This is a genomic window from Mesorhizobium sp. M1227 (assembly GCF_040318315.1).
GTDB lineage: Bacteria > Pseudomonadota > Alphaproteobacteria > Rhizobiales > Rhizobiaceae > Mesorhizobium.
On the sequence record NZ_JAMYLZ010000018.1, the window covers coordinates 68,319 to 85,633 of the forward strand.

The window sequence follows — 17,315 nt, forward strand, 5'->3', positions numbered from 1 at the left end:
AAACATTTCAGGTCGCGCGTCTTCTCACCAGCCCAGCGCGGGCGAAACGTTCCCATCGTGGTTTGATGCGATGTGTCTATGATGCGTTGAGGACGATGCCTAGTCGGAAAAGCGTAGTCGATGGGCCACCGGACCCCTTCTTTCCTGAAGATAGCAGCTGCGCAAAAACTGCACCTTTAGCGAGCCCTTATCTATGCGCGCCTGGGTTGCCAACCCAGTCTTCCCCGTTGAGTATGTCACCATGTTTCGACCGTGATTTTGTTTCATGTGTCCATGATGACTTGTTTCCATGTTAACATGGAAACAAGGAGACAACGCCGGAAGGAGGCCCCCATGATCATCTCCGCTGCGATCCCAAAGGGCGGCACTGGCAAATCGACGATGCTGCGTGCCCTCGCATCCGTCGCACTGCATCGGGGTTATTCGGTCACTCTCATCGATGGCGACCGGCGGCAGAACATGAACCGCTGGTTCCAGATGCTCGGCGAAGCTGGCAATCGTCCTGACAAACTTACGATGGTGAGCGCGATGACGCCGCAGGAGATCCTTCGCGCGGCAACCACTCACAACGGAGAACGCTCGGTCGTCTTGATCGATACGGAAGGCACCACAAATGACAACCTCATGGCCGGGCTCTTCGCGGCCGACATTGTCGTCGTGCCGGTCTATTTTGCCCTCGACGATGTGACCGCCGCCATCCAGATCACCGACCACTACATCCCGCTGGCGGTCGAGAGCCGGGGTAGACCGCTGCCTGCGATATTCGTGCTGACCAAGCAGACCATCATCGATGGCAGGGCGCGAGCCCTGACAGAACTGCGCGCCATCATCCAGGCCAACGGGACACCGATTGCGGAACACGTCCTGCACAATCGCGTTGCCTACCGCGACCTTCAGACCGGGCAGACCCTTTACAGCCCTGAGGTACCCGACGCGAAGGCGGTTGCCGAAAGCGAAGGGGTCTTTGACGACCTTCTGCAAACCTTCATCGAAGCCACAAGGAACGCGGCATGAGTGAAGAGACCGCGCCGAAACCCGGTGACGACAAGAAGGCCCGCATGATGAAGGCGATCTCCACGCAGCCGCCCGCACTGCCGAGCATGTTCATCCCACCGAAGGTCGAGCCGTCAGGGATCAAGGAGCAAGCCACGCTACAGATGCAGGAAGAGACAAAGCCGTCCCCGGCAGTCGGGCCCGATTTCCGCAAGCTGCTGCGGCAGGGTCAGAAAAAGGACCCCATCGCCGGAAAGAAGATTCGCGAGGAGGAGATGATCCGCTGCGGTTACTACCTGACGGCTGCGGAGCAGCGGCAGTTCAAGTTACTGGCGATCAGCAACGGGCACAGCATGACCGAACTGCTGCGAAAGGCTGTGCAGGATTATATCCGCGTTCATAAGCACAAACTGCCAAAGGAATAATCGGCGGTTTGGAGTCGCTGTCGCATGCTGTGACGGGTGATGTTCGTGGCTCTTTGCGACGCGCAAAAAAAGGGCCCGCGACGGAGTGTTCCGTCGCGGGCCCTGAGATGTGTTTGCCTACTCGGGTTGGTTGAGGTGTCTCAGCAGTTCACCGAGGATTCCGTCCCGTTCCGAACGATCGCCAGCTGCCGCTTTATCCTCGACCAGCTTTGCAGCCATTTCGGGCGGCAGCGGCATGAAGTCGTAGCCGTGCGCAGTCGCGGCGTGGCGAAGATATCCAAGCGTTTCGAACGCGCGATCGTGGGTGCCAAGCCAAAGACGGGGCTCGTCGGTTTCTTCGTGGGGGAACGCTTGCAGGAAGTAGGTCCGAAGCGGTGGGTCGTAACCGATGACAGCGTCTTGGTCTGAGCGCCCCTGCCCGGTGACAGTGATGGTGTAGCGGCTCATTGCAACCTCCTTTTGCCGGTGGGGAGCCGGCCCCTCGCGGGGCCGGCCACCGATGCCTCACTGGGGGTTGTTCCAGAGGATGACCTTCTTGTTTTCCTCGCCACCCGGGGCGGGCGCGAGGTTGCCGAAGATGACGCCGATCTCGGGGGCTTCAAGCTTGACCGAGAGGTACTCCTCGCCCGAACGCTGGGAGATGCGGTGCCAGCCGGCTCCGATCTCGAAGCCCGTGCGCTTGTTGACGATCCGGTAGTCGGGCGCGTCCTCGCGCGACTTGTTGGTGTTCGGGATCAGCGTGATCGGGGCGTTGACCCGGAGTGTGGCAAAGACGCCTTCCATCGAGCCGTCGGCCTTGGTGGTGAGGTTTGCGATCGTGGTGGCCATGGTAGTTCTCCTTCGGTTGCATCGGGACCATTCCCGATGGCGCCAAAGGAGAGGGCCGTCCTGCTGCGGTCATCTCGGCGAAAATTCTGGAAAATTCTATTTGCCGAAAAATTGCGGGCAGGCCCTTCGCCTGCCCGCAGACAAAAACAGAAATCGAATTTTCCTGAATATTCGCCGAGTGTACCCCCAACGGGGGTTGACCGCACAAAGCAGGCGGTCGTCTACAAAGGCGACATGAAACGGGAATGGCCCCGGATGCGACCGAAGGAAAAGAACTCAGGCCGCCATCGCTAGACCGCCGACGCAACGCTGCCGGATCGCAGGAACATGCTGCAGCCTCTCGGGTCATGTCGTCGGCATCGCCAACACATCGAACAGCAGCCCGGCGCGTGGCCGCCTTGCATGTTCGGTCTCGCGGCAGAGTGGTTTCGAGATCGGAGCCGGCTGGCAGCGGCCTTCACGCCCCTCGGGGACGATACCGCGCAGTCAGGTTGGATGACCCGGCAAGCCAGGATGTTGTTCGGCACGCTTGCACCCGCTTGAGGCGAGAAGCGTCAAGATGATCATCCGCACAACGCCCCGCGGCTCTGCGCGTGGACCGGTTTCGAAAGGGGCCGGCTCCGTCCGCACATACAGTGGATTAGGCGGCGCGGAGCCGGATCAACATATCGGATTGAACCCGCCGGGCTGTCGGCAGCCATCATCCTGGCAACGTTAGACGCTCCTCCGGCATCATGCGGGCTTCGGCTTGGCGGCGAATGTCCGAACCGGCATGGCGGAGCATGGCGCACCAGTCCTCCACATTGTACGTCGTTGCCATCCGGCCCCTGGCCAGATCGTAAATGACGCACGGCTTGTTTGCGATGGCGAGCCGAAGCACGTTGACGGCCGTACCGGGTGATGCGCCGTCCCAGACCATCATGCCAAAGTCGGCGCGCCGCGCCATCTCCCGGTCCTTGGCGGCGTCGTACCAAGATCCATGAGTGCCTCCAGGTGACGGGACATGGTAGGCGGCCCAGTCGCCCAGATTGTTGCGGGGTTCCTTGCCGGCATGGAAGACCCCGACATGCTCGTACTTGTAGCCCGCGAGCAGGCCCTGCGCCTCGGCATCCGCTCCCGACGCGTCGCTAACCAGCACGCCGTGCTCGGCAGCAACGATTGCGCCGATGCGAGCGATGGCAGGTTCCGGCAGCTCGAATATCTCGCGTGATCCACCTATGAATATCATCGACATGGTGACTTTCCCTTCTCTCCCGCGTCCCCGCCCCGCGCCGGCCGCCCTCTCCCCTGGCCCTGCGCGAGGGATCGTCACCCGAAGGCCGAGACGGCAAAGCCGGCTCGGGAAGCGGCGGGACGCCGCGACGAGAGCCCGGCCGGCCGCAGGCCGGCGCGCCCGGATCCTGCAGCTGCCGGAGGCGCTACGCGCATCTGGCTAGTGGCGCTTCGCGCTGGAGCTAGTGGTCTTGTCGGCCAGCCAGAGGCTCCCGTCCTGGATCGAGCGCATGGCCGCGAAAAGAGAACGTCAATCCAGACGGCTGACGCGGCGGCCCTCGCTGCGCGCTTCGATAAAGGCGCCTGCGATCTTCATCATGAATGCCTTGCTGAAACGACCGAGGGGCTTACCGTCGGCTTCGATGTACCAGGAGCGTTCGGCAATATCGTAGTTGTATTCGTCAACCACTATCCAGCAGCGTTTGAGATCGGTCAGACCGGCGCGGCGGCACTCGATAGCGGAGACTTCCAAACCGACCCGATCGCTGGTCGGTGGCTGGGTGGTTATAGCCAGGAGCGCGAGATGGGTCAGGCCATCCCTTGCGCCGCGGACAGCGATGACCACGCAGGTCGGCCGGCTCTTGCGGCCTTCCGTTTCGCCGCGCTCGTATTGCCATGCCCAAAGATAAGGATAGGAGATCACCTGACCGGGCAGAAATCTACCGCTCATCATCGTATCCTTCCCCGCGCGCCAATCGGTCGATCTCGGCGGCGAAGAGTTCCGTGTGTTCCTCCGGCATCTCGGCGACATGGTATGCGCGGCGGGGATCGCCGCCGATGCGCATCCGTTCGTAGTGCTCGTAACTCATCAGCACGAACCGGGGTTTCCGGTGCTTGGTAAGAATAACGGGTTCGCGGCTGGCAACGTCGGTGACGTCGCCAACCTGCTTGTTGAGATCCCCCGTCGTGAACTGGCGCATGGCTAGACTCCTTGATCGATCTCCATATTATCTGGATTCGCCAGATTTGCAAGAAAACGGCGCTCACGCGCCGCCCTCCGCGAACCGCCAGACGGGGATGCCGAGCCGACGGGCCTTGTCGGCAAGGTTGTCGGTAATGCCGGAGCCGGGAAAGACGATCAGGCCGTAGGGCACCACGGAGAGAAGCTGGTCGTTGCGGCGGAACGGGGCTGCCTTGGCGTGCCGGGTCCAGTCCGGCTTGAAGGCGATCTGGGTGACCTTGCGGTTCTCGGCCCAGCAGGCGGCGATGCGTTCGGCGCCGCGCGGGCTGCCGCCGTGGAGCAGGACCATGTCGGGATGCTTCTCGCGAGCCTTGTCGAGCGCGTCCCAGATCCTGTCGTGATCGTTGCAGTCGAGGCCGCCGGCGAAGGCGATCTTGGTCCCTGCTGGAACGAGCACCTCGGTTTCGGCGTGTCGGCGGGCGGCGAGGAAGTCGCGGCTGTCGATCACCGAAGCGGTCATCGCCTGGTGGCTGACCTTGGAGCCGGTGCGCGGTCGCCATGCCGATCCGGTTTGTGCCTCGTAGAGATCGGCGGCCTCATCGCGCATGATTTCGAGCACGTTGCGGCGCTCGATATAGCTGATGCCTTCCGCGGTCAGCCGCTCCAGCTCGACCGACTTCACCTCCGAGCCGTCCTGCTCCTGCTGACTCGAGCGCTGCGCCTCCTCGTTGCGGTCGAGGCTGCGGGCGACACGCTCGGCGGCACGGTGGAAGACGTTTGCGAACGACCAGAGCAGGTCGTCGAGATCGGGTTCGAGCCTGGTGTCCCCGAGCATGCCGGCGAAGGTTTCTACGATCCCGGCGAGGCCGGCCCGGATCACCTCGTCGTCGGGAAGCGGCCGAGGGTCAGGTTCGTCCTGATGCGGGCGATGGCCGTACATCTGCAGTTCGAGGATGACGCGGTCGGTCGGCGAGGAGGCGTGGGAGGGCTCGTAGGCGTCGTCGAGAGGAATGTCGTAGGTCATGGCGGTGTCTCCGTCGGTTGTGGCCGCGCCTATCGCGGCCTGACAGCGCATCCCGGCCGCGCGCCGGGCGCGGCCGCACCGAAGGCCGAAGCGCGAGCGGAGGACGGCGAAGCCGTTGCGGCCGTGACTGGGGGGTGGCAGGGGTCGCCTCTCAGGCAGGCCGCGGGCGCGGCCTCTCCGGTGGACCCCCGCCATATCTGCAGGCTGTCCGACGCCGCGCCGAGCCGCGTGCCGGCCCGACCCATTCATCCGGGCGGCAGGAAGAGACGGGCATCCTCCGGGACGAGTTGATCGCGGAGCCACGCCGCGAGGTGGGCTTGGCCGAGATGACGCAGATCGTCGTTGAAGTCGCCGAGCTGCGGCCGCAGCACCAGGGCGAGAATCCCTGCCTCGCCTGCGCGCTGGCTGAGACGCTCTATGCCGTGCCGGCCGGCGGCGTCGGCATCGGCTGCGATGTAGAGGCGACGGCAGCCAGGCGGGAAGATCAGGCCGGCGAGGTGATTGGCTGAGGTGGCGGCAGCCAACGGCAGCGCCGGCATCACCGTCCGGAGCGACGCCATCGTCTCGAAGCCCTCGCCGGCGGCCATGACGGGCGCACCGGACTGTTGGCCTAGCCAGATGCCGTTGCCCAGCAGGTGACCAAGCGAGCGGCGTGGATCGGCGACCGGCGCCTTGCCGACCTTGCCACTCGGGTCCAGCCCAGAGGACAGGTAAGTGCGCTGCAGGCCGGTGATACGCCCGTCGAGGCTGGTGACAGCGGCGATCAGCGCAGGCAGGGTCCGCGTCTCGCCCGTGACGAGATCCCTGTAGTAGCAGCCAGGATGGAAGCGCAGCGCGCGCTCATGCGTCGAAAGCAAAATGCCGCGACCGGCAAGATAGCGTTCGGCCAGCGTACCGGCGATCGGATGGGACATGGCGAACAGGCGACGCGCGGCGTCAGGCGAGCCGCGTGTCGCAGCAGGCTGGCGATGCGAGCCAAGGGGCTGGGGCGGGAGCTGGGGCGGTGGCAGCGGCATGGAGAGGAAGCGACGTGCTTCATCCGCGACCTCGCGGAAGTCGACCAGACCACAGCTCTGCTCGATGACGTCAAGCAGGTCGCCATATTCCCCCGATTGCTCGTCGACCCATTTTCCGGCTGCCTTGCCGCCAACCGCCTTGAGCCGCACATGCATGGAACGGCCGCGCGTGTTGCGGACATCACCGACCATCCAGTAATTGCCGAAGCGATGGCCGTTGGAGAGATATTCGCGGCACGCCGCCTCGGCATGTTCGCCGAGGCGGCGTGCCAGCTCGGATGCCGAGCCGGACATGACCGCCTCCCCCTCAAACCGCTGCTGTACGGTCGGTGACGCCAACCAGCGTATGGCTGTCGATAAGCGTGGCGAGAATGGCGGACCCTTGCGCGGTCGTCGGGATGAACAGCCGCAGCTTCCAGGAGATGATCTCGGAGATCAGCCCCAGCGCCTTCAGCCGAGGGACCATCGCGTCGGTGAAGCCGATCAATTCGACACGGTAGTCGTTCATGACCCGACTGCGGCGCAGGATCAGGCCGTCGGCAAGCTGCAACCCGATCCGCCCCTCGATCAAGCCGGTCCATGCCTCGTCCGGAGCGAGGGTCGGAACATCGTCGACGCCGAGATTGCGCAACATGGTCGCGACCAGCGTCGGCGCGATGTGGCGGCCGATGATGCGTTCGCCGGCGTCGGTCTGGATCCGGTAGACCTGACAATCATGGTCCGGCAGCCGACGCCAGATCGGCAGCAGCAGACCCGTCACGATATGAAAGGTGCTGGTGGTGAACTCCGGGACGGCGGCGACTTCTGCCTGCCACAGGTCGCAGAACAATTTTCGGTCGGCGGGCTGCCAGTGGGTTTCGGCAAGCGCGTCGAGACCGAAGCGCAGCCCGTCCGTTGGCCGCAGCAGGCGCACTCGGTGTTCGACGGTTCCGTCGTCGAGCATCAGGCTCGCCGTCGGCAGCCGGATCGCCGCGCGGTTCGACCGCGTGTTCACCAACAGAACCGATTGCGGCTCGGCCCGGACGATGGCCAGCGCGTCGACGAGACTGAGCGGCAGAATCCGGTCCTTGCGCGCGACGGTCAGCACATGCGACTGCGCGCCCGAGACCGGGTGCGCGTAGACGGTGCGGCGATCGGTGACGACGATGCTCTCCGCCGTGATCGTCTCCAGCCCCCTGTCGTAGTTACCGGCGGCGATGGCGCCTTCGATCTTAGCCGCCATCAGCTGCTCGAACACCTCGAACAGCAGATTCTGGGTTTCGATGCGCAGCGCCAGCAGGCGATTGAGCCAGGTCGTGATCGGCGGCAGCTCGTCACGCACCCCGCCCTGGTCAGTCGTCAGCGACAGCCCGGTCACGGTCTCGAACGTCGTGAGCGAACAACCTTCGATCCTGCCCTGATGCAGCAGCATGTAGAATTGGCGAAGTGCGGCCCGCGCGTAGGGGCTTTCGAGATTGTCCTCGGCACGGAACAGCCCTGCCCCGCCGGTCTGGCGCTGGCCGCGCGTGATCGCGCCCAGCGTGTCGAGCCGTCGTGCGATCGTCGACAGGAAGCGCTTGCCCGCCTTCACATTGGCGGCCATCGGCCGGAACAAGGGCGGTTGCTTCTGATTTGTGCGGTGCGTCCGTCCGAGACCCTGGATGGCATTGTCGGCGCGCCAGCCGGCCTCGAGCAGATAGTGCTTGCGCAGCCTCTGGTTCCTGACCCCGAGATCGGCGTGGTAGGAGCGGCCGGTGCCGCCGGCGTCGGAAAAGATCAGCACGCGCTTGTGGTCATCCATAAAACTCTGGGTCTCGGCGAGATTGGCCGAGCCCGGGCGGTTCTCGACGGCAAGCCGGTCGATACCGTCGCGGCCGGTCTTCTTGACGATGCGCCGCGAGCGGCCGGTCACCTCGGCGACGGTGTCGGTGCCAAAGTGATGGATGATCTGGTCAAGGGCACCGCCGACCGGCGGCAACGACGCAAGCCGCTCGACCATCTCGTCGCGCCGGCGAACGGCCTCCCGGCACTGAACCGGATTGCCATCTTCGTCGTGAACGGGCCGCGAATAGACATTGCCATCGGCGTCCGAGTATTCCTCGAACAACTGCGTCGGGAAGGAATGCATCAGGTACCCGCCGACATATTCCCGCGGCGTGACGTCGACATGCAGGTCCGACCATTCCTCGGTCGGGATTTCGGCAAGTCGCCGTTCCATCAGCGCTTCGCCGGTCGAGACGATCTGCACGACCGCCGAATGGCCGCCGGCAAGATCCTGTCCGATCGCGCCGATCAGCGTCGGCGTCATCATCGAGGTGATCAAATGCGAGAAAAAACGTTGCTTGGTACTTTCAAAGGCCGAGCGCGCCGCCGATTTTGCGTTGCGGTTCAGCGTGCCAGCCTCACTGGTGATGTTGGTCGCCTCGAGTGCGGCGGTCAGGTTGTTGTGAATGACCTGGAAGGCGTCCGCATAGGCGTTGTAGATGCGGATCTGTTCGTCGGTCAGCGCGTGCTCGAGAAGGTCGTATTCGACCCCGTCATAGGAGAGCGAACGCGCCGTATAGAGGCCGAGCGATTTGAGGTCGCGGGCGAGCACTTCCATCGCCGCGACACCGCCGTCCTCGATCGCGGCGACGAATTCGGCACGGTTGGCAAATGGAAAATCCTCGCTGCCCCAGATGCCGAGACGTTGCGCATAGGCGAGGTTCTCGACGGCGGTCGCACCGGTCGCGGAGACGTAGACAACGCGGGCATCGGGCAGCGCGTGCTGCAGCCGCAGGCCTGCCTTGCCTTGCTGCGACGGCGCGACGTCGCCACGCTCACTTTTGCCGCCAGCGGCGTTGGCCATGGCGTGCGCTTCGTCAAAGACGATGACGCCATCGAAAGATTTTTTTGTCCCCGACGGGTTTTCTCCAATCCCTGTCTGGCTTTCTTTAGTCCCCGTCGGGCCTTCGGCCCTCCTCGCCTCTTGGCCCACCCAGTCGAGTATCTGAGCGATCCGGGATTTCTTGCCCTCCCGTTCCTGCGAGCGGAGCGTTGCGTAGGTCGTGAACAGGATGCCTTCGGCGAGGCGGATCGGCGTGCCCTGCCGATAGCGTGAGAGCGGCTGCACGAGGAGTTTTTCCTGGCCAAGTGCCGCCCAATCGCGCTGGGCGTCTTCCAGCAATTTGTCGGACTTGGAAATCCAGATCGCACGGCGGCGGCCCTGCAGCCAGTTGTCGAGGATGATGCCGGCGACTTGCCGCCCCTTGCCGCAGCCGGTTCCGTCACCCAAAAACCATCCACGGCGGAAGCGGACAGCGTTCGCAGCACCTTCTGGCGCGGCCGAGACGACATCGCAGGTCTCGTCAACCGTCCAGGCTCCGGTGAGATGGCCGCAATGGGCTTCGCCGGCATAGATGACGCTTTCGAGCTGGGCGTCCGACAGAAGGCCCTCGTCGATGATCGCATTAGGAACAAGCGGCCGATAGGAAGGCTTGGGCGGCGCGACGGCGGCCATCGCGGCCGACTGCACCAGCGGGGTCGGATGCGGTTTGGCGCGGGGAATGTCGATCGACTGGAGCGCGTAGGGTTCGTAGATCGTGTCGGTAAGCCGGCCGCCCTCCTCCGGAATCCAGTCGCGCAGCTCATAGGCGATCGGGACGGCAGGCGTGCTGTTTGCCGTGACCCGGCGAGCGGGCTTCGCCCGCACAATCGGACGGACCCATTGGATGGCCTTCGCAGCAGCCGTTGAGACACCGAGGGGTGCGGCTCTCGTCCACGATCGGGCACCCATGTGCATGGCGGCATTGCTCAGGATCCCGTTCGGTTGGGCACCGATCGAGTCCGGAAAGCCGCCCGGTGTCCGGGGCGGCAGATCCGTGATCCAGGAGAGCAGCGTTTCGACATCCGTGGCCTTGCCGGGCGACCGGACGAAGCAGGTCGGGTCGGCGGCCGGTACCTTGTCGATAATTGTCAGGCGGGTCTCAGTAGTAGTGCCATGGCGGGCGTAGACACGGCCGTCGATCGCCGCGGTGAAGATGGTGGTGCCCTGCTGCTGCAACCGTTCGAAGGCCGGCCGCCATTTGGGGTTTTCCGGAGACAACCCGGTGCCGGTGATGGCGACCAGGCGCCCGCCCGGACGCAGGCGTGCGAATGCGGAGGAGAGATGCCGCCATGCCGCGTCAGTGACGTGGCCGTCGACATAGGCGCCGACGCTGAAGGGTGGATTCATCAGGACGACGGACGGCTCCATGGCCGCGTCGAGATGATCGTCGATATGGGCGGCGTCGTGCCGCGAGACGGTGAACCGGGGAAACAGCAGGCCGAGGAGATCGGCCCGCGTCGCGGCAAGCTCGTTGAGGGCGATCGATGCGCGCGCCATCTCCGCATGGACGGCCAGCAGGCCCGTGCCGGCCGAGGGTTCGAGAACGAGGTCGCAAGTTGCGATCGCCGCGGCGTGCGCCGTGACGAAGGCCAGCGGCAAGGGCGTGGAGAGCTGCTGCATGGCCTGGCTCTCGTCGGACCGTCGCGTATGGGTGGGAAGAAGGTCAGCGATGCGCTTCATCATCGCCAGTGTTGCCTGCGGCGTGGTCGACCGGGACAGGATCGCCGGGCCGAACCGGCGCAGAAACAGCACCTGGGCGACTTCGAGCGCCTCATAGGCGTCCTTCCAGACCCAGAACCCTTGCGCATCGCTGCCGCCGAAGCTGTCGGTCATGGCAACGCGCAGTGCGGCGGTGGTGACAGGCTCGCCCTGTTCGAGGAAAGGCAGAAGCCGCATTCCCGCCTGATAGATCTGTGCCGGCGCGGCGAGGGGAGCGGCCGTCCGGGCAACGGTCGACGTGGTCGAAACGATGTTCATGGAGATGTCCTTCGCGAGAGGGGAGTGGCGCCCGCGCCGGCACTCTCTCCGCGCCAGCCGGGCCGCACTCCTCCCGGCTCCCCTCTGCCTCTGGCGCCGATGCACCAAAGGGGTTGCACTCAGCGCAAAGCCATGACTCAATGCGCGGACAGGGATGCGGCGGCGACCTGGAGCTGCGGAGGTGATGCGACGATTCAGAATTGGCGGTGAGGTCTACGAGGAGGGAGCGCCTGACCTGCAGGCTGCGCTGGCGAACGCCTATACCCGCACCGAGCGTCCGCTATGCCTGTGCCGCGAGCCGGGCTGCCCGATGTACATCGCTCGCATCGGCGACCTTCATCTGATCAAGCGCATGCCACTGAGCGGCGGCGGGCATGATCCGTCCTGCGATTCGTATGAATCGCCTTACGAACTATCCGGCCTGGGCGCCTTGATGGGCAGCGCGATACAGCTCGATCCGCAAAGCGGCATGGCGGCTTTGAAGCTCGATTTCAGCCTGTCGAAGACGGGGAGCCGGGCAGCGTCGGTGCCCGCTGGCGAGAGCTCCGCCAGCGTAACCGCCGATCCCAGGAGGATGTCGCTGCGTGGCCTCCTTCATTATCTCTGGCACGAGGCCGAATTGACGGTCTGGACATCCCGATGGGCCGGCAAGCGACATTGGTGGAATGTCCGCTGGCATCTGCTCGAGGCTGCCGGGCAAATGACGGTGAGGGGCGGATTGCTCGCGGATATCGTGTTCGTACCCGAGCCGTTTCGCGCCGAGAACAGGCAAGCGATCGAACATCGTCGTAACGCTGCCCTTGCTGCCGCTCTACCGCCGAAATCCGGCCCACGAAAGCTACTGGTTCTGGTCGGCGAGGTGAAAGAGATTGTTCCTGCCCGCTCCGGCCAAAAACTTGTCATAAGACATTTGCCCGGCTTTCCCTTCATCATCGACGATGCATTGCACCGCCGCTTGCAGGCTCGTTTCGAGAAAGAATTGTCGCTGTGGGGAGCGGATTCCAGCTCACATCTGATGGTGATCGCGAACTTCGGACTGAACCCGGCCGGCCTCGCCATTGTCGAGGAGGTCGCGTTGATGGTGGTATCAGAGAACTGGATTCCTTACGAGACGGTGCCGGAAAAGCGGCTCGTCGATGCGCTTGCGCGCCTTCACGAGAAGAGCGTGAAGGGATTGCGCTACGACCTGCAAACCGACCAGCCGATCGCCAACGCTTTGCTCCAGAACAGGGATGAGCCGATCGCGCTCTTTGTCGTCCCCGCCGGTTCGGACGAGACATACGAGGCTTCGTTGCAGGATATGATCGCGAACCGACCGGAGATGGGTGCGTGGACCTGGCGGGTCGGTGACGGGGAGATGCCGGCCCTTCCATAGGCTGGGACGGCATCTCAGATTTCCATCAATGTCGTGAATCGATTGGCAGTCACCGATTCAGACAATGCGTTGGACAAGGATCCCCGCTGTCTTGGGCCATGACGGTATGGTGAGGGGTGACCAGCGATCGTCCTTTTCGGTGAGCATGCTGCGGGTTTGCGAAGGTCCGCGGCGTAAGCACAGTGGGCGCCTGGTCGTTCTCAGCGTTGAACTCGGCATGCCATTCGACCTGTCCGAACCCCGCGTTGCATCGGCGAGCGAAACGCTGGAGAGTTGGCTTTCGCATCGGCGTCCGTCCGGGGCGGAACTGCGGTCGATGGTTGCGGTGGGTGGCGGTGTGCGCCGGTATCGGCAACGATCTGGGACACCCAAGCCGACGGTATAAGTCGAATACGCTTCATAGCTGCGCTTGTCCGCCCGTGTCGGCTGCTTACGAAGGGTCCTCATCGTTGTCCCCTCCCCTCCTGGCGCGGCGTGCGCGAATTGCCGGCATGCGGCTGTCGATCTCGTCGTCCGACAGCTCTTCGAGCAGTTTCAGGATCGTGCCGTGGCCACCGTTGTTGACGAGAACGACGCGTTTGCCACGATGCTCCGCGGGCCAGGCGTGGGGATTGATCTCGCCGGCGATCCCCTTGAAGTCGGGATGCGTCGCGTTCCAGATCGCCTCGAGCTTTTCCTCGCGGGTCATGCTGTCGCTCGCGCCGGTCTCGTGGGCGATGATGGCGGCGCGCATCTTGTCCGGGGACTGTCGATCCGTGAGGTCGCAAAAGCCATGAAACCAGCGTTCGCGGCCCCGGATCCGGATCGCGAAGAATACGCTGGTCACGTTGCCGGCCTTGAACTCCGACATGCCGAACATGCCGGTGCGCATGAAGAGCGGCGGCAGCAAATCGAGCATGAAGTGATATTCTGACGCGGTGATCTGGAACCACTCGCCTGAATAGGGAGTGCCGGAAAGCGGATCGATGCCGGGAGTGTCTTTGTGTCGGCTGAACAGTTGGAACATCTGCTCTCGGGTGGCGACGCCGTTAAGCACCTTCCTGAAGGGTGGATGTGCGGTCATGGAGTTCTCCTGAACGCAGATCGGCCACGCGCGGCATGAACCGCGTCGTGGCAACTGCTTGGTGGTTTTGAAGTTGTCGACTGGCCGAGCCTGCGGTCGGCGCGCGTTGTACCGGCGATGATGGGGTTTGCAGGGTTCAGGCGGCGCGTCGTTCGGAGGAAGGCGAAGCGTCTCGACCAACCCCGGTGATGCCACGCACGGCGGCGGCGAGCGCCGGGATGTCGTCGAGCATGCCGAGCGCAACGAAGTGGTTGGCCCCGCCAGTATAGTCCTTGCGGCCCTTGCAGGTGCGGATCAGGATGCCGTGACCTGAGGACAAACCGAACTGGCCGACCTGGATGTAGGCGCGGTCATGGTGCAGGATAATTTCGCCGGAAACGGCAATGCCCCCCTTGTTCGAGCGCAGGTCAAAGCTTCCCTGCGGCAGGTTTAGTTGGGCAGCGAGTTTCTTCAGCCGTGAACGGGCTGTCGTGTGAAAACGTCTCTTCTGCTGCTCGTCATAGGAGCAGCTTCTGTTCCAGTCGAACATGTCGATCTCCATGAAATGGAACAGGCCCGCGATCCCTCGCGCGATCCCGGGCCCATCATCGGGCGGGGTTAAATGGTGAAGCGATCAGGCGGCCGTGCGGCCCTCTATGACGTCGGCGCCGACCTCATCGGAGGAGACTTCCTCGAGATAGGCTCGGCTGTATGAATTGCCGGCGAGCCAGCGTTCGGCCGCCTCGCGGTTCTTGGCGAGATGCAAGAGTTCCGGGCTGTCGCCGAGTTCCTGCAGGACGCGGACCATGCCGACCGTGGGACGCTCGATGATCTCGAAACGCAGGTCGCTCTCGACGGACCAGGTGCGCCTGACCGAGACGACGATGATGCCGCCCTGTCCGAAATCGCCCTCGTGCAGGGTGAAGTAGGCCGGCGAGCTATAGGTCGCGCGATCGCGAGGCGGTTCCTTCCTGACCAGGCGCCCGACGCCGTTGCGGCTCTCCCAGGCGGCGAGTTTCTTGGTGAAGCGAGCAGGCGGTTTCGCGGTGCCGTCGCTGTACCGGATAACGCTCCCCAGAGGAGCGGATTCGTACACGATATGTGCGGACATGCGGGTTTCTCCATGTCAGAAAACGAAAAAGGGCCCGGCGAGAGTGCCGGGCCCGGTGCGAGCGTGAGGCCGATTATTCAGCGGCCTGGAGGTGGTCCGCCTCGTCGCCGTCGATGGTCACAGGCTCATCGGACGACGTATCCGCATCGTCGGCGAGGAAGGCCGGCAGCTCGGCGGCATCGCCGTCGAGAGCCGCCTCTTCCGACATGTCGCCGGCAACCGCGTCGCCCGCATCGGTAGCCACTTCATCGACCTCAAGCCGCAGCGGCTCGGGCAGCCAGCTTGATCCTTCGAGAAGACGGGCGGCTTCACGGGCCATGATGTCCTTCTTCATGTGGTCGATCAGCTGCGCGGAGTCTGCGCCACGAGCTTCACGGACAGCCTGTAGAATCCGCGCCTTGGTGAGCCGCCCGAGGAACTCGACGGTAGGCGTCCAGCCGGCGTCGACCATGTCGAACTGGAGCGAGCGGCCAAGCACTTCTGCATGCTCGAGCGCCTTCGGTCGCCTGTTCCAGGGTTCGACCACCGCATTGAGAGTCAGCGAGACGCAGTGCGCGAACAGCGCCTTGCGGCTTGCTTCGTCGAGGCCGAGAAGGAAGTCCCACAGGCCATCCGCTTCATCGGGCAAATCGCGATCCCAGGCTTCGTGCCGCTCGGCGATCTCCTTGGCCCAGGATGTCTCGGCAAGACCGTCGACCTGGCTGAAGCTGCCGCTCTTCAGGCTGATCTCCAGGCACGTGTCCGGCGCGAAGCGATAGAAGACCTGCAGGACGAAGGCATGGAGTGCGGCGACGAAGGCGATGTCGACGTCACCGGCGAGCGCGTTGCGCAGTGCCAGCGTCCGCTGCGCTGTCAGGTCGAAGACGAGCCGATCGGGCAGTGGCTTGATGCCATCGTCCTCGCCGTCGTCACTAGCGCTGTCGTTCACCGGCTTGCCGTTGACGACAACACCATCGCCATCGTCGTCGCCATTGGATCGGGTTCCGCCGTCGGCGCACCCTTCCTCCCCCTCATCGACGTCGCCGGTTTCGGTCCGCGGCTCGTCCTCGGACCGCACGAAACCGGCGTCGACCTGGAGCTTGCCGTTCGCGGAAAGCGTAACGAACACACCGGCAATGGCCTTCTGGGCGGGATCGTAGCTTTGAGGACGATCATTGATCGCATCGAGCTCGGCACCCAGTTGGTCGAGCTTCGCCTCGATTGCTTCGTCGGCATCCTCGGCCTGGGCGTAGTCCGCATCCAGCTTGTCGTATTCGGCCTTCAGCGCGTCGTAGCGTTCGATCTCCTCGGCGCTGAGCTCCTGCGCCTCGGCGTAGATGCGCCGCATGCCGGAGGTGTGGCCATAGGGAAAGCTGATCGCCGCCTCGACCCATTTCCAGCCTTCGGCGCGAATCGCCTCGGCATCCACCTTCAGCCTGTCGAAGACAAGCTGCTCGAGGAGCGCCGCATCTTGGAACCAACCGCCGGAATCCTGCTCGAACAGGTCGCGAAGGATGACCCCGCCGGCAGCCTCATAGGCTTCGGCACCGACATAGACGGCCCGGCGATCGTCGGCGCGAACGGTGGTCTCCGTCAGCAGACGCCTGATGTAATAGGGTTCCTGCGTGTGGGAGCTGGAGATTCGCTCCCAGACCTGCTCCTGGCGCCCGTGATCGTCCGAGATCGAGAAGGCCATGATTTGCTCAAGCCGGATCTCGTCATTCTCGTAGAGGTCGAGCAGCTTCGGCGATACCGATGCCAGCCGCAGGCGCTGCCTCACCGTCGCCGGCGATACGAAGAAGCGGGCACCAATCTCCTCGGGATCAAGACCCTGATCGCTGAGCGTCTTGAAGGCCCGGAACTGGTCGAGCGGGTGCAGGTCGGCGCGCCGCAGGTTTTCGGCAAGCGAATCCTCCTCGGCCGAGGTCTCCTGCCCGCGGTTGACGATGCAGGGGATTGGCTCGGTCTTCGCCAGGCGCTTTTGCTTGATGAGGATGCCGAGCGCGAGATAACGCCGGCCGCCGGCGGGCACCTCGAACGTGCCGGTCTCCTCGCCCTCGCCGTCGAGCACGGGACGGATGTTCAGGCTCTGGATCAGCTTTCGCCGTCCGATGTCTTCGGCCAGCTGCTCGATCGACACGCCGTCCTTGATGCGCCGAACATTCTTCTGCGACAGCATTAGCTTGTCATAGGGAATATTCTCCGCGGCGTTCATCGCGATCTTCTGAATGGCGTTCTTTGCCATGGTCAGGTTCTCCATGACGGGCGGCCCGGGGCCTCTCCCCGAACCTCCAAGCCCGTCAGGAAACCCTCCCCTCCCCCCTCTGCCTCCAGGCCTCACGCCGACCCGGCCCCGGCTCGCGGATCTCGACGCGACCGAGCCGCCCGAGGGGCCTCCAGCATGTTGGCTCACCGGGTTCTATCCACGAAAAAAGCGCCGTCCTCCTGCTTAGGAGGACCGCGCTGGAATTGATGGAGACGGCCGGAGACGAGGCCAGCGGCGAGAGTTTTCGCCGCCGGCTTCTGT

15 protein-coding genes are annotated in these 17,315 nt (G+C 64.1%); 3 read left to right on the top strand and 12 right to left on the bottom strand.

Annotated elements, in window-relative coordinates; translation table 11 throughout:
* Positions 1-252 precede the first annotated feature (252 nt).
* Positions 253-1,014: a nucleotide-binding protein gene (locus NKH28_RS20665; protein ID WP_352980293.1), complete on the top strand. Its 762-nt coding sequence runs from the start codon at positions 253-255 to the stop codon at positions 1,012-1,014.
* The gene (locus NKH28_RS20670; RefSeq protein WP_352980294.1) at positions 1,011-1,418 is read left to right on the top strand and encodes a hypothetical protein; all 408 of its coding nucleotides are present in this window, start codon (positions 1,011-1,013) and stop codon (positions 1,416-1,418) included. Before NKH28_RS20665 ends, NKH28_RS20670 begins: the two co-directional genes overlap by 4 nt.
* A gap of 117 nt (positions 1,419-1,535) precedes the next feature.
* On the opposite strand, the gene NKH28_RS20675 is transcribed toward NKH28_RS20670, so the two are convergent.
* From NKH28_RS20675 to NKH28_RS20710, 8 genes are all read right to left on the bottom strand, one after another.
* Entirely contained in the window at positions 1,536-1,865 is a 330-nt protein-coding gene (locus NKH28_RS20675; protein ID WP_352980295.1) for a hypothetical protein, read from the bottom strand.
* A 57-nt stretch (positions 1,866-1,922) separates the two neighbouring features.
* A complete protein-coding gene (locus NKH28_RS20680; RefSeq protein WP_006205585.1) occupies positions 1,923-2,246 on the bottom strand; it encodes a DUF736 domain-containing protein in 324 nt (107 codons plus the stop codon).
* A 700-nt stretch (positions 2,247-2,946) separates the two neighbouring features.
* Positions 2,947-3,480 (bottom strand): hypothetical protein, encoded by a 534-nt coding sequence (locus tag NKH28_RS20685; protein WP_352980296.1) that lies wholly within the window; start codon positions 3,478-3,480, stop codon positions 2,947-2,949.
* A 288-nt stretch (positions 3,481-3,768) separates the two neighbouring features.
* The gene (locus tag NKH28_RS20690; protein WP_352442715.1) at positions 3,769-4,188 is read right to left on the bottom strand and encodes a hypothetical protein; all 420 of its coding nucleotides are present in this window, start codon (positions 4,186-4,188) and stop codon (positions 3,769-3,771) included.
* Positions 4,178-4,438 carry a type II toxin-antitoxin system prevent-host-death family antitoxin gene (locus NKH28_RS20695; RefSeq protein WP_352443212.1) on the bottom strand — a complete coding sequence of 87 codons (261 nt, stop codon included), beginning with the start codon at positions 4,436-4,438 and terminating at the stop codon, positions 4,178-4,180. The genes NKH28_RS20690 and NKH28_RS20695 overlap by 11 nt, the downstream gene beginning before the upstream one ends.
* Before the next feature lie 63 nt (positions 4,439-4,501).
* Positions 4,502-5,443, bottom strand: a complete 942-nt coding sequence (locus NKH28_RS20700; RefSeq protein WP_031241826.1) for a DUF2493 domain-containing protein — start codon at positions 5,441-5,443, stop codon at positions 4,502-4,504.
* Positions 5,444-5,688: 245 nt separating this feature from the next.
* Positions 5,689-6,753: a DUF7146 domain-containing protein gene (locus NKH28_RS20705; protein ID WP_352980297.1), complete on the bottom strand. Its 1,065-nt coding sequence runs from the start codon at positions 6,751-6,753 to the stop codon at positions 5,689-5,691.
* Positions 6,754-6,766: 13 nt separating this feature from the next.
* Positions 6,767-11,281: a strawberry notch-like NTP hydrolase domain-containing protein gene (locus tag NKH28_RS20710; protein WP_352980298.1), complete on the bottom strand. Its 4,515-nt coding sequence runs from the start codon at positions 11,279-11,281 to the stop codon at positions 6,767-6,769.
* A 184-nt stretch (positions 11,282-11,465) separates the two neighbouring features.
* Here NKH28_RS20710 and NKH28_RS20715 point away from each other — a divergent pair, with 184 nt between their 5' ends.
* On the top strand, positions 11,466-12,656 hold the full coding sequence (locus NKH28_RS20715) for a DUF1173 domain-containing protein (RefSeq protein ID WP_352980299.1): 1,191 nt from the start codon (positions 11,466-11,468) through the stop codon (positions 12,654-12,656).
* Between the two features lie 430 nt (positions 12,657-13,086).
* On the opposite strand, the gene NKH28_RS20720 is transcribed toward NKH28_RS20715, so the two are convergent.
* The 4 genes from NKH28_RS20720 to NKH28_RS20735 form a co-directional block, all read right to left on the bottom strand.
* The gene (locus NKH28_RS20720) at positions 13,087-13,899 is read right to left on the bottom strand and encodes a DUF1419 domain-containing protein (protein ID WP_352738423.1); all 813 of its coding nucleotides are present in this window, start codon (positions 13,897-13,899) and stop codon (positions 13,087-13,089) included.
* A complete protein-coding gene (locus tag NKH28_RS20725; protein ID WP_352980300.1) occupies positions 13,856-14,248 on the bottom strand; it encodes a hypothetical protein in 393 nt (130 codons plus the stop codon). The genes NKH28_RS20720 and NKH28_RS20725 overlap by 44 nt, the downstream gene beginning before the upstream one ends.
* A gap of 84 nt (positions 14,249-14,332) precedes the next feature.
* Entirely contained in the window at positions 14,333-14,809 is a 477-nt protein-coding gene (locus tag NKH28_RS20730) for a UCP036055 family protein (RefSeq protein WP_352980301.1), read from the bottom strand.
* A 73-nt stretch (positions 14,810-14,882) separates the two neighbouring features.
* A complete protein-coding gene (locus NKH28_RS20735; protein WP_352980302.1) occupies positions 14,883-17,033 on the bottom strand; it encodes a ParB/RepB/Spo0J family partition protein in 2,151 nt (716 codons plus the stop codon).
* Positions 17,034-17,315: the final 282 nt, after the last annotated feature.